We start from the raw sequence: 22,016 nt of genomic DNA, 5'->3' as shown, positions 1-22,016 counted from the left end.
GCAGGGGCGAAGCTGCGAAAGCGGCTTCGCCCCGACTTTTTTCAGACGCGGAAAAACCGGAAGTCCGGATTGACGAAGTCTTCTACGGACTCGGGCAGGGGCGGCGTGTCGAGTAGCGAGGACGGCAGGCGGCGCAGCCGCAGCCAGATGCTGCAGGCCGCCGCTTCGCGCTCGTCAAGCCAGCCCAGCAGGAGCTCGCTTGCCTCCGCTGCCCCGCAGCTCAGGCGCAGTGCATCGATGGGCTGCCGGCAAGCCAGCATGCGCCCGTCGCCCAGCCAGCCGGTGGCGGCGGAGAAGTGCGCAATGAGTTGTCCGGGCTGGCTTTGCAGAAATGCCATCGGCATCGGCAGGCCATCCTCCGCCGCGCTGCGGAGCGCGCCCAGCAGTGCCTGGTCCGGACCATAGCGCGTTGCCACGCTCAGGCGTGCGTGATCCGGCAGGCTGTCTTCACCAGCATCTGCCAGACACTCCAGTGCGCCGAAGAGCCCCAGCTCGCACCAGCTGCCGAGCCTGCGCGGTCGGCTGCGCAGGCGGGCGAGCAGGCGTTCGCGCCAGTCCGTCGGCGGGGGCGATGCGATGCAGCGACCGAGGATCTGCCAGTGGCTCACGCACAGTCCTCCACAATGACCGTGGCATGACCGCCACCAAAGCCGAGGATGTTGTGGAGAATGAATCGGGCTTGTGGTGCCTCGTCGCACAGGCGCGCGCCGAGCGCCGGGTCGGCCGGTGCGCGGGGCGGCGCCCAGCAGGCCTCTTCGATACTGGCCGTGAGCAGGGCCAGTTCGGCCGCGCCAGAGGCGCCGAGCGTATGGCCCAGCTCCGCTTTCAGACTGGTGAGCGCAGGCAGCTTGCCGAGTGCGGCGCGCAGGCCTTCGAGCTCGGCCAGATCGCTGGCCGGGCTGCCGGCTGCCTGCAGCTTGACGAGGTCGATGTCGCCGGCATCCAGACCGGCTGTCGCGAGGGCCTGCTGCGTCATCCGGGTTACGGCTTCAGTCGAAGCTCCGGCAGGATCCCGGCCATCCACCACGTTTGCGCCGCCGGCCAAGCGCCAGCGCGTGGGTTCGGTGCCGAGCCGGATCGCTCCGATTGCCTCGCCCAGCACCAGCCCGCTGCGGTCTGCCGCGAGCGGGCGAGGGCGTTGGGTATCGAGCAGCTGCATCGCGGCGAAGCCTCCGCAGGTGAAGCGGTTGCGCAGTTCCACGCCCAACACGAGGGCTTGCGAGGCATTGCCCGAGCGGATGCGCTCTGCGGCGGCCAGCAGGGCATTGCTGGCGGAGGTGCAGGCGGTGGAGATCCAGTAGACCGGGCCGTGCCAGCCCAGCCAGCGGGCAATCGTGTCGCTGAAGTCGAGGCAGTCGCCGTGCAGGGCCGGATTGCTTTCGATGGCGCCGATGTGAATCGAGCAGCTGGCGATGAACAGCGGTGCGTCGATGTCGGCGGTGCCGCTTTCGGCCTGGGCGCGGGTGATCAGCCGGTGCGCGCGTGCGAGCCAGTCATCGTCTTCATCGGGAATGCCGAAGTAGGGCCAGGCGGGGGAACCGTCCGGGCCGCAGAGCCGGCCGGGCGCGACGCCGCCTGCCGCGAGGCAGGCTGTCGCACTCCGGAGGTCGGGACCGAGGGCGGAGACAAGTCCGCGGCCCTGGATGAAAACCTCGCGTGTCACGGCAGCCGCGGGCCGAGGTACGCCGCCAGCGTCGCCAGCGAAGCCATCGCGCGGCGAGTGTCCTTGCTGTCTGCAATCCGCACGCCGAGCTGTTTGTGAATGGCGACCGAGATCTGCAGGGCGTCCAGCGAGTCGAGCGCGAGACGGGCTTCCGGGCCGAAGAGAATTTCGTCCGGCGAGAGTCCGCCTTCCGGCTCGTCCTTGTCGCAGGCTTCGAGGATCAGGGTCTTGAGGGTGTCGATCAGTTTCATCATTTCATCCGGCGACGGAAGAGCAGCCCCGCAACGAGGCTCATGAAGAGTGCGAAGGCCAGCAGACGGCCCGCTGCAGGCACGACGGCCGCGACGTCGCCATGGCGCAGCAGGATCTGCAGCAGCCCTTCCAGGCTCCAGTTCATCGGCGACCAGGCCGCCGCTTTCTGCATGACCGGGGGCATCACGAAGACCGGCACCATGATGCCGCCGATCCCGGCCATGAGCAGGTTGCACATGGCGCCCAGCGCCGAAGCCTGGGCGTGACTGCGCACCAGGCTCGCCACCGCGAGTGCGAAGCCGATCGCGGCTGCGCTGATGGCGCCCAGCATGAGGACCAGGGCGAACCAGTCGATGCCGGCGAGCTGCAGGCGGTCTCCGCCCAGTGCGGGCATGAGCCAGACGCCGGCCGAGAGCATGAGTGCCGCCTGGATGGCATTGATGCCGAAATAGGGCAGGGCCTTGGCGAGAATCTGGATCCGGCGAGGCACCCCGAGGCTGCGCAGGCGCGAGAGCGTGCCCTCGGCGGCTTCCTGCACGAAGAGTCCGGCAATCGCGGTGACGACGAAGAACATGCCGAATACGAGCCAGGCCGGCACGTTCTGCTGGACGGCCGTGGGCCGCACGCCGGTGTCGAGCCGCTCCGACGCGACCAGCCGGGTGATGGCGTTGGCGCCCGGCCGGCCGGGTCCGTTGAAGCGCGCCTGGACAGCATCTGCGCGCAGCTCGCCGACGCTGGCGGCAAGCTCGGATTCAAGATTGCGGAACAGTGCGTACTCGAGGCCGGGGTCGGCAATCAGGCGGATCTTCTGCTCCCGCGGCGCATTCAGCGCCTCGATGGCCGTGTCGAAGTCCGGCGCGAAGCGGATCACATAGCGCAGCGTGCCGCTCGCGAGGGCGGCCTGCCAGTCGGCGGGGGCCGGTTGGGGCTGCCCCCGGCGCTTCTGCCATGCCTTGAGCAGGGTGTCGACATGGGCGCCCTGCGGCGCATCGATCACGGCGTAGGCCAGCTCCCGCGTTGAAGGCGTGTAGTAGTCCTTCAGGGCGAGCGACATGATCACGATGAAGACCAGCGGCATCAGGAACAATGCGGCCAGACCATGCGGGTCGCGGCAGAGCGCGAGCAGTTCCTTGCGGATCAGGGCTGCGAGCATCAGTTGTCCCTCAGGCTGCGGCGGGTCAGCTGCATGAAGAGCTGCTCCAGCCCATGACTGCCGTAGCGCACCGACTGCAGCGGAAGCGCTGCAGCCTCGAGCGCGGCCAGCACGCCGGCAGGCGAGCTACCCGGAGCCAGGCGCAGGCTGTATCCACCCTCCGCTTCGGCCTCCACCTGGCCAAAGGGCGCGAGCACAGCGCGCAGCGCGGCGTCGTCGCCGTCTGCACGCAGATGCAGCTGACGGCCTTCTTCTGCCAGCAGTTCGCCCAGCGGCGCGCTGCGCAGCACCCGGCCGTGATCGATGATGACAACATCATCGGCGATGGTTTCGATCTCCTCGATGTAGTGCGAGGTGTAGAGCACCGTGGTGCCTGCCGCCGCCAGCGCGCGGACGGAATCGAGCAGGAAGGCGCGGGACTGGGGATCGACGCCGACCGTGGGCTCGTCCAGCAGCAGGAGTTCGGGCTCGGGCAGCAGGGCGATGGCCAGGTTGAGCCGCCGCTTGAGGCCGCCTGAGAGCTGGCTCGCCTGCCGGCTGGCGAAAGCCTCCAGCTGGGTGAAGGCCATGCAGGCCGCGATCCGTGCGGCTTTGCGCGTGCCTTCGAGCCGGCAGACCGAGGCAAAGCAGGCGAGGTTTTCCGCCACCGTGAGCATGGGGTAGAAGGCATACTCCTGCGGCGCCAGCGTGATCCGCACCGGGTTGCGCGCCCGTGCCCCGGCGAGTGGCTCGCCCGCGAGACGGATGTCGCCTTGCTGGAGGGGCAGCAGGCCTGCAAGGTGAGCGATCAGGGTGGTCTTGCCGGCGCCGTTCGGGCCCAGCAGACCGGTGATGCGGCCCCGCCCGAGTTGCAGCGAAACGCCATCCAGCGCTGCCTGTTGTGCAGCCGGGTAGCGGAAGGAAAGACCGGAGACCGTCAGCATGTCATTTGCATGCCGCGCCCAGCGCGCGGAAGAAGGCTTCCTCGCGGTCGGCTAGTGCCCTCAGGAGCGTGGCGATGGCGGGCGGATCGAGCGGATCGCGCCCCTTGACCATGCGTGCGGCGGCCAGCGCGAAGTCGCGCCAGGCGTCACCGATGTCCATCAGCTGATCGGAGAGTGTCGCGAGCGCAGGGCGCCGGGTGATCACGGAGGCTTCCTGCAGGAAGGCGGCATAGATGAAACGGAAGCCCGCGCCGCCGGTGCCGATTTCTTCCTGCATGCGGACGACATGGCCGATGAAGGGGCTGCTGAGCGGATGAGCCGGATCCAGCCCGGCGATACGCTTGGCCAGCGTACGGATGCCGCGGACGCCGATCAGTGGAATGGGCGCGAGCATGTTGCGCACGGTGCGGCGGATGGCGGGCAACACGGCGGCCGCGTCGACTTCGCCCTGCGGCATGCGCTCGGGAAAATAGAGCAGTCCCTTCGGCGCCAGCGCGCCGCGCGCGAAGCGGGCGCGGGTCATGTCTGCGGTGGCGCAGCGTTGCGGATCTTCGGCGACCGGGTCGCTGACCAGATAGTCGTCTCCGTCCTTGCCGTAGACCAGCAGGTTGTGCGCGTTGAAGTGAAAGCGCATGGTTTCGGGAAAGTAGGGCAGCCAGAACACGGAGGTCTGCAGCCCCACCACCCGGCCTTCGGCCAGCAGTGCATCCAGTCGGGCCTGGCCTGCATCGGCCCGGCCGAATTTCTCGAAACGGAGGCGCGTGCCGAAAGCCGCCGCCGCGCCCTTGATGATGGCTTTCGGCTGCGCACGATAGGCGATCAGGGGCAGGCCGTTGATGCGGACGAAGGGCAGGTAGGCAAAGGAGAGCCCCGACGCGATGCCGAAAGCCAGCGGCTCGGAAATCCGCGCGCCATGGTGGCGCAGCAGGTTGGCGACGGTGCCGCTTTCGCAGTGGGCGGCGTGCTGGTGCTGATAGGTCATGGCTGCTCGGGCAGGCGGGAGATCTGTGCGGGAGAGAGGCCGAGTGCTTCCGCATAGCGTTGCAGCAGGCGGGGCGAGAGGCGGGCGAAGACCGCGGGGCGCAGATGGCGGCGGATGCGCCACTGCCACAGGCCGGTCGTCTGCGAAAGAAGCTCGAGATCCATGCGGCGGGCATACATCCAGTATTCCAGCGGCGCGCTCAGTCCGGCCAGGACACGGGCATGCGCTTCGGCGGCCTGGCCGGCAATGCGGTGGATGGCCTGATCGGTCACGATCTCTTCCACTTCCCAGCCGCGCGAGCTCACCAGCACCATGCGACCCTCGGCGTCGCGCGCGTAGAGCGCCTTGCGATGGCCGCCGAGGGTGTAGTTGCCTTCCTGTGGAACCTCGTCGATCTTCATCAGACAGCTTCCAGCATGATGAAGCCGCTCGAGAAGCGACCGCTTTCCGGTACGAACATCAGGATGCGCTGGCCGCGTTTCACGCGGCCGCTGCGGACCAGTTCATCGAGCATGATGTAGGGAGAGGCGGAGCCGGTGTTGCCCTTGGTGACGAGGTTGGTGAACCAGCGCTCGCGCGGGATCGGCAGGCCGACTTCGGCCAGCGCGGCTTCGACGGGGGCGGCGAAATACAGCGACGAGAGGTGCGGCAGAAACCAGTCGACGGCGTCCGCTTTCAGGCCGCGCTTGGCGATCAGCAGCGAGAGCGGTTCGGCCAGCGTGGCGCGCACGATGTTCTCGTTGAGCAGTTTTACATCCTGCTTGAGCGAGAAGAGCGAGCGTTCGCCGCGTTCGGCATGCGTGGTTTCGCGCCAGCTCGCGAGTGAGCCGTCTGCTTCCTTCTCGGCGCCGCAATACATGCAGGCCGGCAGCTCGTGGGCCGCCGAAGAGAGTTCGATCCAGTCGATGCGCAGCGGCGTCGGGCCGTTGGGCCGGTCTTCCAGCAGCATTGCGCCAGCTCCGTCGGACAGCATCCAGCGCAGGAAATCCTTTTCGAAAGCGAGCTGCGGCTGGGTTTCGAGCATCGCGAGCTGATGTTCGGTTTCGGCTTCGAACTCGCGGGCCCGCAGGCCGATCGATGCGAGCTCCGAACCTGTAGCCACTGCGCGACGGACTTCGCCGCTGCGCACATTGAGCCAGGCATGCTTGAGCGCGGCCGCTCCGGCGAGACAGATGCCGGCGAAGGCCACCGCTTCGAGGCGCGGCCAACCGAGTTCGCCATGCACCATCACTGCGTGATTGGGCATCATCTGGTCCGGCATCGAGGTGCCCACTGCCAGGCAGCCGACCTCGTCGAGATCGTCACCCAGGCTGCGGATGGCCGCTGCGGTGAGCGCGGCATTGGTCATCGCCGCCTTGCCGGTGTCGCGATCAATGGCGTAATGGCGTTGCTGGATGCCGTTGCTGCGCAGGATCAGGCGGCGAGCCTTGGAGGGTTTGCCGCCCGCCATGCCGAGCACGGTTTCCATTTCGTCGTTGGAGACCGGGTCAAGCGGCAGGTATGCGGCGGTACGGGTAATGAAAACTTCAGTCATATTGGGCGAGGCGCTCGGATCCCGAGCCGGAAGGCTGTTCGAAGTAGGCTTTGTGCCCGGCAAGCCGCCCGGCCATCAGCGGGCGGAACAGTGCCTGGACAGTCAGGCTTATCGGCAGGACTGTCAGGATCATCAAGACCAGGAACAGCAGATAAAGGATCAGCAGCGGGGCGCGCAGCGTGCTGCCTGGCTTGCCGGCGGCACGGAGCAGGTAGCCCCAGGCCAGAAAACTGCGCGTGCCGGCGCGCTCGCCCGTCAGCAGGCGAGGGTTGGCTTCAACGGCGCGGAGCCCCTTGAGCAGCGGGGCGCTGCCGCCTTCGCGATCGTCAAGCAGGGCGTCGCGCAGCGCGCGGCCGAAACGGCTGCAGCGGCGGATCTCTTCTTCCCCGATGCCTGCTGGCGGCAAGCCCGGAATGACGTCACGCCGGCCGGTGAGCATCCACGCAGGCGTCGTGAGCAGCGTGGCAAAGGTGGGGGCCCGGTCGGTGAGGACCACGTTGTCGATCAGGCGCGCACCGCAATCGTCGAGCAGTCCCTTCATTTTCTCGAACGCCATCATCCACATGTTGCGGCAGGCAATCACGGATACCACCGGCTTGCCGGCGAGCAGTCTGCGCGCAGCGGGATGTTTCAGAAAGGCCGTCACCGGTTGGCTTGGCGCCAGGAACCAGACCTGCCAGGGAAGGATGATGAGGTCGAAGCGCTCTTCCGGCGCGAATTGCGGGGCTTCGATTGCGCCGGGCGCCAGATGGGCCGATTCGGGGAAGGCATCAAGAAAACGCAGCAGGGGCCACGGGAACGGGAAGGGGCTGCAGGGTCGCAGGATTTCGACCCTGACCGAAATGCGTGCTTCGGCGATCAGGGGGGCCAGGAGACTGTCGGTAATTGCCGCGAGCTGCCCCGTCTGCGAGTAGGCGAGCACCAGCACGCGCTTGTGCGCGGGCGCTTCATGGGCCTCCGGTGCGGTCTGCATCGCCAGTTCGTGCTCGTGGTTGTATGCTCAAGGCGCGGGATTTTAACAGCATGGATGCTGGCCACGCCGCGCCCGCCCTCACTCCGCCACAGAAAGGATGGATTTCATCCGTTCCAGCCAGTCCTTCGCCTCAGGGCTGCTGTCGGCTGGCGCCCAGTCTGCCCGTTCACTGGCGGTCTCCGCGATGAAGGGGCCCTGTTTGACTTCCAGGATGACGGTGCCTGTCTGCAGCGAGACCACGCTGTGCCACACATTGGCGCCAAGCTCTACGCCGCAGCAGGCGCCCGCCGGCTCGACGACCCGGGCGGACGTGACATGGCCGGCGTCGTCGAACAGGATCAGCCCCAGGCTGCCGCGCAGAACAAAAAGATTCTCGCTCGCCGGAAGTGCGGCGTGGCGATGTGGCGCGACGTAGCTGCCTGGCTCGATGGCATTGAAGAGGCGCTGTACCGGTTCGGCGTGGTTCGCGTGCAGGTTGAAATGCTTGCGCAGGCGGGGCGCCAGGCGGGCCTCGTCGCTCAGTGCGTCGAGGAAAGCCTTGTCAATGAAGCGGACGGTCATGGCAGCGGACATCCGCTTACTGACCGAAGGTGAAGGTCGCCCCGAAATTGACGTAGGGATTGAGTCGCAAACCGCTGCCGTAACCGTAGGGATTCAGCCCGGTGGGGGTGCTGCTGGCCGGGCAGCCCACCAGCGGATTGCAGGGCAGGCCCGAGACGAAGGCGGTGCCGACTTCTGCCGAGAGCTTCCAGCTGCTGGCCCTGCGCGAACCTGTTTCCCAGCCCAGTCCGAAGAGCGGCATGGCATCCGGACGGCCTGCCGAACCGGTGAGGCCGGCGGTATTGCTCCAGTCGAGCCCCACCGACGTATGCAGGCCCGAACTGAACATCGGCCAATCGGCGCGCAGCATGTTGCGTGAGCGGGTCAGGCTTGCTTCGGAAATGCTGCCGGATTGCTCCGTGCCGGGCGCGGGGCTGGCCTGCTCGGGCGCTGCGGGCACAAAGCGCAGTTTGAGGCCATTTTCGGCAGCCTGCAGCGTGAGCCCTTCGCTGTATTCCTTCAGGCGCAAACCCGTGCCTTCAGCCTGTGCCGTGTGCACAGTCAGACAGAGCAAAGCAGCGAGGAATGAAAGGCTTCTTGCACGCATGGGGCCGGGGGAAGGCTGGAATTGATTGTTGTGTTTTCAATTCTAGCGGCTGAGCTGTTTCCGCCTGCCTTCCTGCCCACTATTCCGTCCGGCTTTTCCCCGAGCTGTGGGGGCCTTACCACAGGTCTTACTGATAGACGATTTCTACGCTCTCGTTGCTGAGCCATTCCTTCAGGCTATCGAGAAGACTGTCGTCCAGCCGCACCCGCCACTGGTCTCCCAGCGGAAGCTCGCCCTGCGCGTGCTTGTTACGATAGCGGATCCTGATCGGGCAACATCCGTCCTCCCGCGATCCCCGATAGTCGCCGAGAAGCATCTGCAAGTGCTTCACGGCAGCCGGTCCTCCGCCCGCCCTGGCCACTTCTCCGTTGATAGAGAGTCTCAGCAGTCGCGCATAACGGCCGCGCGCTTCCCCGAGCGTGATGAGCTTCTCGGCAATGACCCGGAAGCCGCCGCTGAATTCGTCGTTGGAGACCTTGCCTTCGACGATCAGCACTTCGTCCTGATTGATCTTGCCCTTGTTCGCTTCCAGCACTTCGGCATAGACCGTGATGTCCATCGGCATGCTGCCGTCATCAATGGTCACGAAGGCCACCTTGCCGCGGTTGCCCATCTTGACCCGGATGCCGGTGACGACGCCGGCCAGCATCTGCGGTTCGCGCTTGGCGTCGATGCGCGCCAGCGGCGTCCGGATGAATCGCCGGACTTCCGGTGCCGCGGTGTTGAATGGGTGGCCGGAGAGAAAGAAACCGATGGCGGTCTTTTCTTCCATCAGCAGCTGCTTTTCGGTCCAGGGGCGCGCCTCGACGTATTCCGGCGCGATCTCGGACGCGCCGTCGCCCATGTCGAACAGTCCGCCCTGGCCTGCGCTGGCCGCAGCCTGCTCGGCCGCCTCCATTGCAGTGGTCACCGTGGCCAGCAGTTTGGCGCGATGCGGTTTGCCATCGGGCGTGAGCGGCGCGATCGAGTCCAGCGCGCCGGCCCTGACCAGGGCTTCGACCACGCGGCGGTTGGCTGCACGCCGATCGATGCGGGCACAGAAGTCGAAGATGTCGCGGAAGGGGCCGCCTGATTCGCGAGCGGCGATGATGCCGCGGACGGCCGGCTCGCCACAGCCCTTGACTGCGCCCAGACCGTAGCGGATGGTCTTCGCGTCGGTCGGCTCGAAACGGTAGGGCGAGGCGTTGACGTCCGGCGGCAGGACCTTGATGCCGTTGGCGATCGTGTCTTCGTAGAAGATCTTGACCGTGTCGGTGTTGTCGAGGTCGGACGACATGGTCGCCGCCATGAAGGCCGAGCAGTGGTAGGCCTTGAGCCAGGCCGTGTGGTAGGTCACCACGGCATAGGCGGCGGTGTGCGACTTGTTGAAGCCGTATTCCGCAAACTGCGCCATCAGGTCGAAGAGTTTTTCGGCCAGAGCAGGGTCATAGCCCTTCTTGGCAGCACCTTCCGCGATGGTCGCGCGGTGCTTGTCCATTTCCTCTTTCTTCTTCTTGCCCATCGCCCGGCGCAGCATGTCCGCGCCACCCAGCGAGTAGCCGCCGATGATCTGCGAGATCTGCATCACCTGTTCCTGATACACGATCACGCCATAGGTCGGCTCCAGACAGGCTTTGAGGTCCGGGTGGAAATAGTCGATTTCCTGCTGGCCCTTCTTGCGCAGGATGAAGTTGTCCACCATGCCGGAGCCGAGTGGCCCGGGGCGGTAGAGTGCCAGCACGGCGATGATGTCTTCGAAGCGGTCGGGGCCGAGCTTCTTGAGAAGCTTCTTCATGCCGTCCGATTCCACCTGGAAGATCGCGGTGGTGTTGGCGTCCTTCAGGATCTGGTAGGCGGCCGGGTCTTCGAAGCCCAGACTCATGAGATCGGGCCGGGAGCCGGTGAGCTTCTCGACGTATTTGAGCGCGAGCTCGATGATGGTGAGGTTTCGCAGGCCGAGGAAGTCGAACTTCACCAGACCGATCTGCTCGACGTCGTCCTTGTCGAACTGCGAGACGGTGACCGCATCGTCGCCATCGGCCAGATAGATCGGGCAGAAGTCGGTGATCTTGCCCGGCGCGATCAGCACGCCCCCGGCGTGCATGCCGACGCCGCGCGTCATGCCTTCGAGCGGCAGGGCCAGCTCCCAGAGTTCGGAGACGGATTCGCCGTCGCCGCTGTCGGCCATCATTTCATTGATGCCGGGCTCGACTTCGCGCGCTTTTTCGAGTCCGAGCGGCTTGTTCTGCTCGATCGGGATCAGTTTCGAGAGGCGGTCGCACAGGCCATAGGGCAGGTCCAGTACGCGGCCGACGTCACGCACCACGGCTTTCGAGGCCATGGTGCCGAAGGTGGCGATCTGCGAGACGGCGTCATGCCCGTAGCGGTCGCGCACATAATCAATGACCCTGTAACGGTTCTCCTGGCAGAAGTCGATGTCGAAGTCAGGCATCGAGACCCGCTCGGGGTTCAGGAAGCGCTCGAAGAGCAGGGCGTAGGCGGTGGGGTCGAGGTCGGTGATCTTCAGCGCATAGGCCACCAGCGAGCCGGCACCGGAACCCCGGCCCGGGCCGATCGGCACGCCGTTGTTCTTGCCCCACTGGATGAAGTCCGCCACGATCAGGAAGTAACCCGGAAAGCCCATCTGGATGATGGTGTCGGTCTCGAACTTGAGGCGATCGTAGTAACGCGGACGTTCGCGGTCCCGTTCTTCCACGTTCGGGTAAAGCAGGGCCAGACGCTCTTCCAGCCCCTTTTTTGCCTCGAAAACCAGGAAGTCGTCGAGGCTCATGCCATCCGGCGTGGGGAACTGTGGCAGGTAGTTCTTGCCGAGCACTACCGAGAGCGAGCAGCGCTTGGCGATTTCGACGGCGTTTTCGAGCGCTTCAGGCAGGTCGGCAAAGAGTTCGACCATTTCCGCCTGGGTCTTGAAATACTGCTCCTCGGTAAAGAGCTTGGGCCGGCGCGTATCGGACAGCACATGGCCCTGGGCGATGCAGACCCGTGCTTCGTGAGCCTTGAAGTCCGAGCGCTGCAGGAACTGGACCGGATGGGTCGCCACCACAGGCAATGCGAGTTTTTCGGCCAGCGTCAGCGCTTGCTGGATGTAGGTTTCCGTTCCGGCATGGCCGGCGCGCTGGAGCTCGATGTAGAAGTTGTCCGGAAACCGGGCAGCCCAGTCGCTTGCCAGCGCTTCGGCCGACTTCTCGTTGCCGGCGGCCAGTGCTGCGGCGATGTCGCCCTGCTGGGCGCCGGAGAGGCAGATCAATCCGTCGGCCGATTCTGCGCTCAGCCACTCGCGGCGGATCTCTGCACGGCCGCGGTGCTTGTTTTCGATGTAGGCGCGGGAGAGAAGTTCGCAGAGCTTGCGGTACCCCTCGCGATGCTTGACGAGCAGCAACACGCGGAAGGGCTTGTCCCGCTCCGTGTCATTGGTGATCCAGGTGTCGAGGCCGATGACTGGCTTGATGCCCTTGCCGCGGCAGCCCTTGTAGTGCTTGACCATGCCGAACAGGTTGGCCAGGTCGGAAATGCCCAGCGCGGGCTGACCATCAGCGGCGGCGGCAGCGATGACGTCGTCGATGCGCGTGATGCCGTCCTCGATCGAGAACTCGGTATGCAGGCGCAGGTGGATGAAGGCGGGTGTGGCGGGGGTGATCTCAGGCATCCCGCAATTTTAGCGCGTCGCCGCCTGCCTGCCCCAGGTGTTTGTCAGACGGCTCAGGAGCGGGCGTTACGCTTGAAGAGGCTCATCTGCTCGATTACGGTGGGGACGTAGCGCTGCGTTTCGGGGTAGGGCGGAATGCTGTGACCGTTGCGGATCACGGCGTTCTCTCCGGCATTGAATGCCGCCAGCGCGAGGGATACGTCATCGCGGAACAGGGTCAGGAGCAGGCGAAGGTAGCGTGCGCCGCCGTCCAGATTCTGGCGAACGTCGAACGCGTCCCGAACGCCGAAGCGCTTCGCCGTGGCGGGCATCAACTGTGTCAGGCCCATCGCGCCTTTCGGCGAGCGGGCGTTCGGATTGGCGCGACTCTCGATGGCGACGACGGCCCGGAGCAGGAAGGGGTCCAGTCCATGCGTCCGTGCCGCAGATTCGATCCTTGCGTCCAGCGCGGGCGGCAAGCTGGCCATCAGTGCGCGCGAATCAGGGATGCCGATGGCCTTCGGGCCTTTCAGGTCGCGCCAGAGAAGCCGCGCGCGCGGATCACGCGGGACGTCGGAGTAGTTGTGGACGCCATGCTCGTCGATGAATCCATAGACATCCGCTCGCGCCGGCTCGAGTGGCAGGCCGGCAAGCAGCGCCGCGGCCAGCAGGGTCGGCAGCGTGCGTGAGTTTGTGCGGGGGGCGTTTTTTTCAGGCGGCGTAAGGGCGCAGGGCATCTTCGACAGCATTCAGCTCGCGGAGCAGGGTTTCGGTGAGCTGGGGCAAATCGCTTCGCGCATCCTCTTTTGCAGCCGTTTCCAGCGCCTGGGCTGCGGCCATGGCGTGTCGCGCGCCGAAGTTGCCGACGGCGCTCTTGATGCAGTGGGCCGTCTGGTGAATGGCATTGCGCTCGCCCGACGCCAGATCGGAGGCCAGCTGCCGTTTCAGCCCCTGGCTGTCGGCCAGGAAGACGGTCGCGATATCGCCGAACAGTTCTTCGTCTCCGCCGATCTGGTTGAGCGCCCAGCTCCTGTCTATGGCGCTGTCCTGCGGTGTCCGGGTCGGATTCATGGGCGGTTTTCCGTCGATCAGTCGTTATAGAGGCTGCGGATTTGAAGGATTTCTTCCCAGCATTCCAGAAACAGGTCTACGCATCGGGGATCGAAATGACTGCTTCGCCCCTCAAGCAGGTAGTCTCGCGCGGCTTCGAGCGTCCACGCTGCCTTGTAGGGTCGCACCGAGGTCAATGCGTCAAAAACGTCAGCCACGGCGACGATTCGCCCGACAATCGGGATGCTCTCTCCTGACTTGCCGTGCGGATAGCCTGTTCCATCAAACTTTTCATGGTGGTTCAGTGCGATTTCGGCGGCCATCTGCAACACGGGCGACGCGGAGTTCTTGAGGATCTCGTAACCGATCAGCGCGTGCTGGCGCATGATCTCGAGCTCGTTCTCGTCAAGCCGCCCCGGTTTGAGCAGGATGTGGTCCGGCGTACCCAGCTTTCCCACATCATGCATCGGTGCGGCCAGGAGCAGTGTATTGATGGCTTGCTCGGACATGCCGAGCTGACGAGCGATCAGTGCGGCGTAATGCGCCATGCGGGAGATGTGGGATCCCGTCTCGGGATCCCTGAATTCGGCGGCCCGTGCGAGTCGCAGGACGGTTTCACGCTCGCGCAGGTGCACTTCGCGCAATGCTTCTTCAACGATGGATGCCAGTTCCTCGGCCCGGAGTGCGGTGGCCGCCATGCTGGCGCGCAGGCGAAGCATGTTGCGAACACGGGGATTGAACTCGTTGCGGTCAATCGGCTTGGTCAGGAAATCCGTCGCGCCGGCATCCAGCGCCGCGTAACGGACTTCCTTTTCCGCTGCGGCCGTCACCATCAGGATCGGCTGATCCTGAAGCCCGGGATCGTTCCGGCAGCGACGGATGAATTCGAGCCCGTCCAGGCCCGGCATCATGTAGTCGACGATGATGAGGTCGGGCTTGTGCTCGATCACCCAGCTCAGTCCGAGCAGCGGGTCCGAGAAGATCTGGCACACCAGCCCGCTGTCGAGCCTGCTGACCAGGCTCTGCATGAGCATCAGGTTGACCGGTGTGTCTTCAATGATCGCTATGTTCATGTCGACCCGAGAGGCTGTGTGATGGCAAGGGGATTATCGGCCTTCATCCCTGGGTCTTGATGATCTACGGTCTACGGGTCAAAGCTTTGTGCAGTGCGGCATTCGGCATGAATGCCACACTTGCGGAAGGCTTCAGGGTAAACCCGAAAGAAATTGTGTCAGAATTGATTTGGCACAAATTCGAGGCCATGGGGCAGGTCTAAGGTTCCACCCATAGCAGGTCCCGAAGCAGGCAGAAACGTACACATTGCAGTCGCTCGATACGGGTTTTGTGTTGAAAGAGCTCACGCTGCGTTGTGTTTTTTTTACCCATACGGATAAAAATGCCTGATGGTAGGATTAATTGGGGTTTGTGCTTATACTTAGTGCGCGCAGTGTTCCGGGTGCTGCACGGAGTTTATTGAACCGGTAATTTCAACTAGGAGGACGTGATGAGGTTGATTCCCTCTCGTTTCGCGGTAGCCGTTGCAGCGGCAGCCGTTGCGGCCGTACCTTCGCTGGCAGCAGCCTATCAACAGGCTCCCGCTCTGGCGAATGACAAGGGCTTGCCGCCCGTCGATCAGCGTTTGCCCGAAAAGCCTTTGGTTATCAAGCCCCTGGAGCGTGTTGGTCAGTATGGTGGCACTCTCCGTACGGCGATGCGTGCCAACAACGACCACAACGCCATCCTGCGTGTGATCGGCAACCAATCCCTGGTGCGCTGGGCGCGTGACGGTTTCAACTCCGTCGAGCCGAACCTTGCCGAGAGCTGGGATATCAGCCCGGACGCAACCACCTATACCTTCAAGCTGCGCAAGGGCACGAAGTGGTCCGACGGTACGCCGTTCACCGCTGACGACATCCTGTTCTCCATGAACGACGTGCTCGGCGACAAGACCTTCCTGAACGCACTGCCGGCCGACTTCCAGCCTGGCGGTGACGCTGTCAAGGTCACCAAGACCGACGACTACACGGTGGTCTTCAAGTTTGCCAAGCCCTATCTGCCCTTCCTCGAGAAGCTGGCAACGCCGGTGGCTCAATACCCCACCATGTACCAGAAGAAGTACTGCAGCCAGTTCACGGCCAAGTACAACCCGAAGGTGGGTGATCTGGTCAAGGCTGCGAACGTCAAGGACTGGGCGCAACTGCTGCGCAACAACTGTGGCGACATCGAAATTCCCGCGCGCTGGTCCAACCCGAACCGTCCGGTGCTCGATCCGTGGGTCATCAAGGATCCGTATTCCGGCTCCGCCACCAAGGTCGTGCTCGAGCGCAACCCCTACTTCTGGCAAGTTGACGACAAGGGCAATCAGCTGCCCTATATCGACAAGGTTCAGTTCCAACTGATCTCCGAAGTCGAAACCATCCTGCTGGCAGCCATCAACGGCCAGCTCGACTATCAGCTGCGTCACATCTCCTCGATCCAGAACCGTCCGGTGCTGGCTGAGAACCAGGCCAAGGGCAAGTACAAGCTGTTCCAGTCGTCGGGTATCAACGCCAACCAGGTTGGTCTGTGGCTGAACCACTCGACCCAGAACGAAAAGCTCAAGAAGCTGATCCGTAACCATGACTTCCGTCAGGCTCTCTCGCAAGCGATTGACCGCAAGGAAATCAACGACATCGTCTTCCTTGGTCAAGCCAAGCCCTGGCAGTCTGGTCCGCAAAAGGCTTCGAAGTTCTACAACGAGAAGCTGGCGACCCAGTACCTGAACCTGGATCTGAAGAAGTCTGAAGAACTGCTCGATAAACTGGGCCTCAAGAAGGGTGCTGACGGTTTCCGTACCTACCCCGAAGGTGGCCGTGTTTCGATGGGCATGATCGTCATGATCTCGAACTCCTCGCTGATGGAGTCCGCCGAACTGCTGCGCAAGCAGCTGGCCAAGGTTGGTATCGAGCTGGTGATCAACTCTTCCGAGCGTTCGCTGTTCTATGACCGCGCCAACACCAACCAGTACGACATCTCGCTGGACGTGTTCTCCGGTGGTCTGGACCCGACCTTCAATCCGCGCCCGTGGCTGGCAATCCACCCGCAAGAGTCGCGCATGAGCGTGCTCTGGACGAAGTACTACCTCACCGATGGCAAGCAGGGTGAGAAGCCTTCTCCCTCCATGGAAAAGCGCCTGAAGCTGTATGACCAGTGGCAGGTTGCCAAGACCACTGCCGAAGCTGACAGCCTCTTCAAGCAGATCCTTGAAGAAGCTGCCAACGAGTTCGAAGTGATCGGTGTGGTGGCTCCGGCTCCCAACGCTGGCGTGCGCAATGCCAAGCTGTACAACATCCCTGCTGTGATGCCTGACGGCTGGACCTGGCCGACCCCGGCCCCGGCTCTGGTGCAGCAGTGGTCGTTCTCAAAGTAAGTCTGTAGTCCCTTGCCTGGAGGCCCCGGCCTCCAGGCCCCCCTTCTCGTCGAGGTTACGTTAGAGAGTCAAGCCGTGCTTAACTACATATTCAAACGCATGCTCTCAGCGATTCCATTCATGTTTCTGGTTTCGCTGACGGTATTCATCCTGATCCAGTTGCCTCCGGGTGACTTCGTTGATAGCTATGCGGCGCTGGTGGCGTCTTCTGGCGAAACCCTTACACCTGACCAGATGGTCGAACTGCGCCATCGTTTTGGCCTCGACCAGCCCCTGATCGTTCAGTACTTCCACTGGATCTGGGGCGTGATGCGCGGTGACTTCGGTTACTCCTTCGAATGGCAGTCTCCCGTCAAGGATCTGGTGGGCGAGCGTATCGGCCTGACCCTGATCCTGTCCCTGTCCGCTATGCTCTTCACCTGGGCGCTGTCGCTGCCGATCGGTATCTACTCCGCCGTTCGCCGCTACTCCTTTGGTGACTATTTCTTCACTTTCGTCGGCTTCATCGGTCTGGCAGTGCCTAACTTCCTGCTGGCCCTGGTGCTGATGTTCACTGCGTCGAAGTACTTCCACCTCGACGTGACCGGCCTGTTCTCGTCCGAGTTCGAGAATGCGCCCTGGTCCCTGGATCGCGCGATTGACCTCGGCAAGCACCTGATCATCCCGATGATCATCATGGGTGCCGCTTCAGCCGCCGGTCTGATCCGTATCCTGCGCGCCAACCTGATCGACCAGCTCTACATGCCGTATGTGGTGACCGCCCGTTCCAAGGGCCTGACCGAAACCAAGCTGCTGCTGAAGTATCCGGTGCGTATCGCGCTGAACCCGTTCGTGTCCTCGATCGGCTGGATCCTGCCGAGCCTGGTGTCGGGTGCGGTGATCACCTCCATCGTGCTGAACCTGCAAACCGTCGGCCCGATGCTGTATCAGTCCCTGATGTCCCAGGATATCTACCTGTCCGGCACCATCCTTCTGGTTGTGTGTGCCCTGACCGTGGTCGGTACCCTGATCTCCGACATCCTCCTGGTTATCCTTGATCCGCGTATTAGGCTGGAACAGTAATGAGCGCAGAAAACAAACAAGCAACGACCGTGGCCGCCGCTGCAGCAGCAGAGCCGACTTCCGCCGCGGTCAATATGGCCAACCTGCGTGGCGGTATCGAATACGCTTCGCAGTGGGAACTGATGTGGGCACGCTTCAAGAAGCACAAGGTGGCTTACTGGAGCATGATGTTCGTCGCCTTCCTGTACTTCGTGGCGATCTTTGCCGAGTTCCTTTCTCCGTTCAACCCGGAAGATCCGAGCTCCAGCACGGTGTATCAGCCGCCGCAGATGGTGCATTTCGACGGCATCAAGCCCTACGTCAAGAAATATGACCTGACCCGCGATCCGGAAACCCTGGCGCCGATCTACGTCGAGGCAGAAGAGAAGACTTACATCAAGTTCTTCGTCAAGGGCTTCGAATACAAATTGCTGGGCCTGATCCCGACCGACATGCACCTGTTCGGACCGGATGATCCCAGCCACAAGATCTTCCTGCTGGGTTCGGACCGTCTGGGCCGGGACATGCTCTCCCGTGTGATCTACGGTGCGCGTTTCACGCTCTCCATGGGTCTGATCGGCGTGATCCTCTCGACTTTCCTCGGGATCATCCTGGGTGGTATCTCGGGTTACTACGGTGGCAAGACTGACTGGTTCATCCAGCGCGTCGTGGAATTCATCCTGTCGCTGCCGACGATCCCGATCTGGCTGGCCATGGCATCCGCCATGCCCCGCAACTGGCCGCCCCACCTGGTCTATATCTCGGTGACGGTGATCATCTCGCTGATCGGCTGGACCCACCTCGCACGGGTTGTGCGCGGCAAGTTCCTGGCCATGCGTGGTGAGGTGTTCGTGATCGCTGCCAAGCTGGACGGCTGCTCGGAAGGCCGCGTGATCTTCCGTCACATGCTGCCCTCCATGGCTTCACACGTGATTGCCGCGGTGACGCTGGCCATCCCGTCGATGATTCTGGCTGAAACGACGCTGTCCTTCCTGGGCCTCGGCCTGCAACCGCCCGCCATCAGCTGGGGTGTGCTGCTCAAGGATGCGCAGAAGATCTCCGTGATCTCGAACGCGCCCTGGCTGTTCCTGCCTGGTCTGGCAACCGTGCTGGCAGTGCTGGCAATGAACTTCTTCGGTGACGGCCTGCGTGATGCTGCCGACCCGTACTCGCACTAATTCAGGATGGTTGATACCGTGAATACTGCAAACCAAAACCAGTCGAGCGACATCATCCTCGACGTTCGCAACCTCCGCACCTACTTCGGTACGGGCGAAAAGGCTGTGAAGGCTGTTGATGACATCAGCTTCAAGATGATGCGCGGCAAGACGCTGTGCATCGTGGGTGAATCCGGTTCGGGCAAGTCGGTGACGGCCCGCTCGATCCTCCAGATCGTTGATCCTCCCGGCAAGATCATGGGTGGTGAGGTGATCTACTACGGCAAGGACCCGAAGGGTCAGGATCTGGCCAAGCTGCACGAACGCAGCGCCGAGATCCGCTCGATCCGGGGTCACGAGATCTCGATGATCTTCCAGGAGCCGATGACTTCGCTGTCCCCGATCCACACGATCGGCAACCAGATCTGCGAAACCATCCTGCTGCACCAGAAGGTCGACGAGGCGGAAGCCCGTGCCCGCGCCATCGAACTGCTGCGTCGCGTGGAGATCCCGAATCCGCAAGTCGCGATCGACAAGTACACCTTCGAGTACTCGGGTGGCATGCGTCAGCGCGCCATGATCGCCATGTCGCTGGCCTGCAACCCGAAGATCCTGATCGCCGATGAGCCGACCACTGCTCTGGACGTGACCACCCAGGCCGAAATCCTGGCGCTGATCAAGGAACTGCAGACCTCCTATGGCATGGGCGTGCTGTTCATCACCCACGATATGGGCGTGGTGGCCGAGATCGCCGACGAAATCGGCGTGATGCAGAACGGCCGCATGCTGGAGTTCGGCAGCGCAGAACAGATTTTCTACGAAGCCAAGCATCCCTACACGCTCGAGCTGATCGACTCCGTGCGCAAGCTCGAGAAGTCGGCCCGTGCATCGCGTGGCACCCGTGCGACCGACAAGAAGCTGATGGAAATCCGCAACGTGTCGAAGATTTACCCGGCGCGTTCGAGCTTCATGGGCAAGAAGAACCCCCCGTTCAAGGCTCTGGACAACGTTTCGCTGGATGTGTACGAAGGCGAAAACCTGGGGATCGTGGGCGAGTCCGGTTCCGGCAAGACCACGCTGGGCAACTGCGTGATCCGCGTGCTGTCCTGCTCGGGTGGTGAAGTGCTGTTCCGCATGGCTGACGGTCGCATTTCCGATCTGGCCAAGGCCGGTACGCACGAACTGCGTCAGGTTCACCGCGAAATCCGCATGGTGTTCCAGGATCCGTTCGCTTCGCTGAACCCCCGCATGACGATCGGCCAGATCGTGGGTGAGCCGCTGCTGGTGGCCGGCACCCATACGGGTGAAGCCCTGCGCAAGCGCGTGGAAGAGTTGCTGGCCATGGTTGGCATGCCGTCCGGCGCGATGGAGCGTTACCCGCATGCGTTCTCCGGCGGTCAGCGTCAGCGTATCGGTATTGCTCGCGCACTGGCCCTGAGCCCGCGCCTGATCATCGCCGACGAAGCGACTTCCGCACTGGACGTGACCCTGCGTTCGCAAGTGCTGGATCTGCTGCTGGATCTGCAAGACACGCTGAACCTCTCGTTCATCCTCGTCTCGCACGACATCGGCGTGATCCGCTACTTCTGCGACCGCGTGGCCGTGATGTACAAGGGGCAGGTGGTGGAACACGGTCCGGCAGAAAAGATCTGTTCGAACCCGGATCACCCCTATACCAAGGCGCTGATCTCGGCTGTGCCGGGTACGCACCCGCGCGACAAGCGCATCGTGAATCGTCACCGCTACGACGCCTCGGCTGCAGGCATCCAGTTGTCCGGTTCCTGATCTGCTCGGACTGTTGTCTGGAAAGCCACCTTCGGGTGGCTTTCTTTTTTTTGCTGCCCCGTCCTGGTCCGGGTTGTCACCTTTTCACGTCATGAAAGGGGAAGGCAGATGGAATCAGGGGAGAAGAGGACGCAGCGCGACTACGCGCTGGCTTTTAAGCTGTCAGTGGTGGAGCAGGTAGAAAGAGGCGAACTGACCTGTAAGCAGGCTCAGGAGCGCTACGGGATTCAGGGGCGTTCGACGGTTCTGGTCTGGTTGCGCAAGCACGGTCCCCAGGATTGGGGTGGCGCGGGGCGGGGTCTTGTGCACGGCGGCCCGCCCATGAAGAAAGCGCCCTTGCCCCTCACGCCCAAGCAGCGGATCAACGCGCTGGAGGTTCAGTTGGGGGCCGCCGAAGAGAAAGCACGACTGTTCGAAGCGGTGATCGATGTGCTCAAGCGCGACTACGGAGTCAAAGTCGTAAAAAAGCCCTCGGGCAAGTCCTCTCGCAGCGGCTCATCCAAGGGCTGAGCGTGAGCAGGGCTTGCCGGCACTGGGGGCTGAGTCGCCAGGCGTATGACAAGGGCTTGGCGCGCACGCGCGAGCGTGAATGCCGGGAGCAGCGCGTCGTCGATGGGGTCAGAGGCGTGCGGCGCAGGCAATCTCGCCTGGGCACGTGGAAGCTGCAGCATGTGCTGCGCGAGCCGCTGGCCAAGGCAGGGATTCGGGTGGGGCGTGACGCGCTCTTTGGGATTCTGCGCCAGGCGCGGCTGCTGGTTCTGCCGAGGCGGGCCTATCACAAGACCACGACCAGTCATCATCGCTTCCGCCGTCACCCCAACCTGCTCAGGGAGGGGCCACAGCGGCATTGCGCCGAGGCCAGCGAGCAGATCCGGGGGGGGGGAGGGCGGATATCACGTATCTGCCGACTCAAGCGGGGTGCGTCTGTCTGAGCCTGGTGACCGACGCCGGGTCTCGCCGCATTGTTGGTCATCACGTTCATGACTCGCTGCATCCGGTACTGTTTGTACGAGTACCAGCGGCTGCATGTCCGCCACGGCGTGCGCTGCTCAATGACCGATGGCTACGACTGTTACCAGAATGCGCTGGCTGAACGGGTCAATGGCATTCTGAAGAGCGAGTTCCCGCTCCGCCGCCCGGCAGACCTGGCGCAGGTGCGGCGAATGGTCGATGAGTCGGTGCGGATCTACAACGGGCACAGACCGCATTTGTCGCTGAAAATGAAGACGCCCGATGAGGTTCATCGGGCGTCTATTGCAGCAATCAAGCAGAGCGCAACTTCGCGCTCGCAGGTGTCAACCTGATTCAGGACGGGGCCGTGC

Annotated in this window: 19 protein-coding genes and 1 pseudogene; 5 read left to right on the top strand and 15 right to left on the bottom strand. The window is 63.5% G+C overall.

From position 1 onward, the window contains the following. Positions 1-41: 41 nt before the first annotated feature. The 15 genes from ABDB87_RS02920 to ABDB87_RS02850 all read right to left on the bottom strand — a co-directional run bounded on the left by ABDB87_RS02920 (position 42) and on the right by ABDB87_RS02850 (position 14,375). A complete protein-coding gene (locus ABDB87_RS02920) occupies positions 42-608 on the bottom strand; it encodes a hypothetical protein (RefSeq protein ID WP_345923952.1) in 567 nt (188 codons plus the stop codon). Further along, the gene (locus ABDB87_RS02915; RefSeq protein ID WP_345923951.1) at positions 605-1,663 is read right to left on the bottom strand and encodes a beta-ketoacyl synthase N-terminal-like domain-containing protein; all 1,059 of its coding nucleotides are present in this window, start codon (positions 1,661-1,663) and stop codon (positions 605-607) included. Before ABDB87_RS02915 ends, ABDB87_RS02920 begins: the two co-directional genes overlap by 4 nt. Beyond that, the gene (locus tag ABDB87_RS02910) at positions 1,660-1,917 is read right to left on the bottom strand and encodes a phosphopantetheine-binding protein (RefSeq protein WP_345923949.1); all 258 of its coding nucleotides are present in this window, start codon (positions 1,915-1,917) and stop codon (positions 1,660-1,662) included. The genes ABDB87_RS02915 and ABDB87_RS02910 overlap by 4 nt, the downstream gene beginning before the upstream one ends. Then, positions 1,914-3,068, bottom strand: a complete 1,155-nt coding sequence (locus ABDB87_RS02905; RefSeq protein ID WP_345923946.1) for an ABC transporter permease — start codon at positions 3,066-3,068, stop codon at positions 1,914-1,916. Before ABDB87_RS02905 ends, ABDB87_RS02910 begins: the two co-directional genes overlap by 4 nt. Beyond that, positions 3,068-3,991, bottom strand: a complete 924-nt coding sequence (locus ABDB87_RS02900) for an ABC transporter ATP-binding protein (RefSeq protein ID WP_345923944.1) — start codon at positions 3,989-3,991, stop codon at positions 3,068-3,070. The genes ABDB87_RS02905 and ABDB87_RS02900 overlap by 1 nt, the downstream gene beginning before the upstream one ends. Before the next feature lies 1 nt (position 3,992). After that, complete coding sequence (gene darH, locus ABDB87_RS02895; protein ID WP_345923942.1) at positions 3,993-4,973, bottom strand: BtrH-related acyltransferase DarH; 981 nt, start codon at positions 4,971-4,973, stop codon at positions 3,993-3,995. Further along, a complete protein-coding gene (locus tag ABDB87_RS02890; RefSeq protein ID WP_345923940.1) occupies positions 4,970-5,374 on the bottom strand; it encodes a DarG family dialkylresorcinol biosynthesis protein in 405 nt (134 codons plus the stop codon). Before ABDB87_RS02890 ends, darH begins: the two co-directional genes overlap by 4 nt. Continuing rightward, a complete protein-coding gene (locus tag ABDB87_RS02885; protein ID WP_345923938.1) occupies positions 5,374-6,507 on the bottom strand; it encodes a beta-ketoacyl-ACP synthase III in 1,134 nt (377 codons plus the stop codon). The genes ABDB87_RS02890 and ABDB87_RS02885 overlap by 1 nt, the downstream gene beginning before the upstream one ends. Next, positions 6,500-7,480, bottom strand: a complete 981-nt coding sequence (locus ABDB87_RS02880) for a dialkylrecorsinol condensing enzyme (protein ID WP_345923936.1) — start codon at positions 7,478-7,480, stop codon at positions 6,500-6,502. The genes ABDB87_RS02885 and ABDB87_RS02880 overlap by 8 nt, the downstream gene beginning before the upstream one ends. A gap of 78 nt (positions 7,481-7,558) precedes the next feature. Beyond that, a complete protein-coding gene (locus ABDB87_RS02875; protein WP_345923934.1) occupies positions 7,559-8,041 on the bottom strand; it encodes a WbuC family cupin fold metalloprotein in 483 nt (160 codons plus the stop codon). A gap of 16 nt (positions 8,042-8,057) precedes the next feature. Continuing rightward, entirely contained in the window at positions 8,058-8,549 is a 492-nt protein-coding gene (locus ABDB87_RS02870) for a hypothetical protein (protein ID WP_345923931.1), read from the bottom strand. A gap of 205 nt (positions 8,550-8,754) precedes the next feature. Then, positions 8,755-12,273, bottom strand: a complete 3,519-nt coding sequence (dnaE, locus tag ABDB87_RS02865) for a DNA polymerase III subunit alpha (RefSeq protein WP_345923929.1) — start codon at positions 12,271-12,273, stop codon at positions 8,755-8,757. 53 nt (positions 12,274-12,326) lie between these two features. Further along, the gene (locus tag ABDB87_RS02860) at positions 12,327-12,989 is read right to left on the bottom strand and encodes a lytic transglycosylase domain-containing protein (RefSeq protein ID WP_345923927.1); all 663 of its coding nucleotides are present in this window, start codon (positions 12,987-12,989) and stop codon (positions 12,327-12,329) included. Beyond that, positions 12,964-13,323: an Hpt domain-containing protein gene (locus tag ABDB87_RS02855; protein ID WP_345923925.1), complete on the bottom strand. Its 360-nt coding sequence runs from the start codon at positions 13,321-13,323 to the stop codon at positions 12,964-12,966. Before ABDB87_RS02855 ends, ABDB87_RS02860 begins: the two co-directional genes overlap by 26 nt. Positions 13,324-13,340: 17 nt before the next feature. Beyond that, entirely contained in the window at positions 13,341-14,375 is a 1,035-nt protein-coding gene (locus ABDB87_RS02850; RefSeq protein ID WP_345923923.1) for an HD-GYP domain-containing protein, read from the bottom strand. Positions 14,376-14,806: 431 nt separating this feature from the next. On the opposite strand from ABDB87_RS02850, the gene ABDB87_RS02845 reads away from it, so the two are divergent. The 5 genes and pseudogenes from ABDB87_RS02845 (at position 14,807) to ABDB87_RS02825 (ending at position 21,998) form a co-directional block, all read left to right on the top strand. Continuing rightward, positions 14,807-16,711, top strand: coding sequence for an ABC transporter substrate-binding protein (locus tag ABDB87_RS02845; RefSeq protein ID WP_345923921.1), 1,905 nt, complete (start codon positions 14,807-14,809; stop codon positions 16,709-16,711). A 75-nt stretch (positions 16,712-16,786) separates the two neighbouring features. Further along, entirely contained in the window at positions 16,787-17,773 is a 987-nt protein-coding gene (locus tag ABDB87_RS02840) for an ABC transporter permease (protein ID WP_345923919.1), read from the top strand. Next, on the top strand, positions 17,773-18,930 hold the full coding sequence (locus ABDB87_RS02835) for an ABC transporter permease (RefSeq protein WP_345923917.1): 1,158 nt from the start codon (positions 17,773-17,775) through the stop codon (positions 18,928-18,930). Before ABDB87_RS02840 ends, ABDB87_RS02835 begins: the two co-directional genes overlap by 1 nt. Positions 18,931-18,948: 18 nt before the next feature. Next, a complete protein-coding gene (locus ABDB87_RS02830; RefSeq protein WP_345923915.1) occupies positions 18,949-20,694 on the top strand; it encodes an ABC transporter ATP-binding protein in 1,746 nt (581 codons plus the stop codon). Positions 20,695-20,802: 108 nt separating this feature from the next. Further along, positions 20,803-21,998: pseudogene (locus tag ABDB87_RS02825) on the top strand (integrase core domain-containing protein). Positions 21,999-22,016: the final 18 nt, after the last annotated feature.

The sequence above is a fragment of the Uliginosibacterium paludis genome, assembly GCF_039631355.1.
GTDB lineage: Bacteria > Pseudomonadota > Gammaproteobacteria > Burkholderiales > Rhodocyclaceae > Uliginosibacterium > Uliginosibacterium paludis.
The sequence above is the reverse complement of the archived record's forward strand: the minus strand, read 5'-3'. Positions and strand labels throughout refer to the sequence as shown.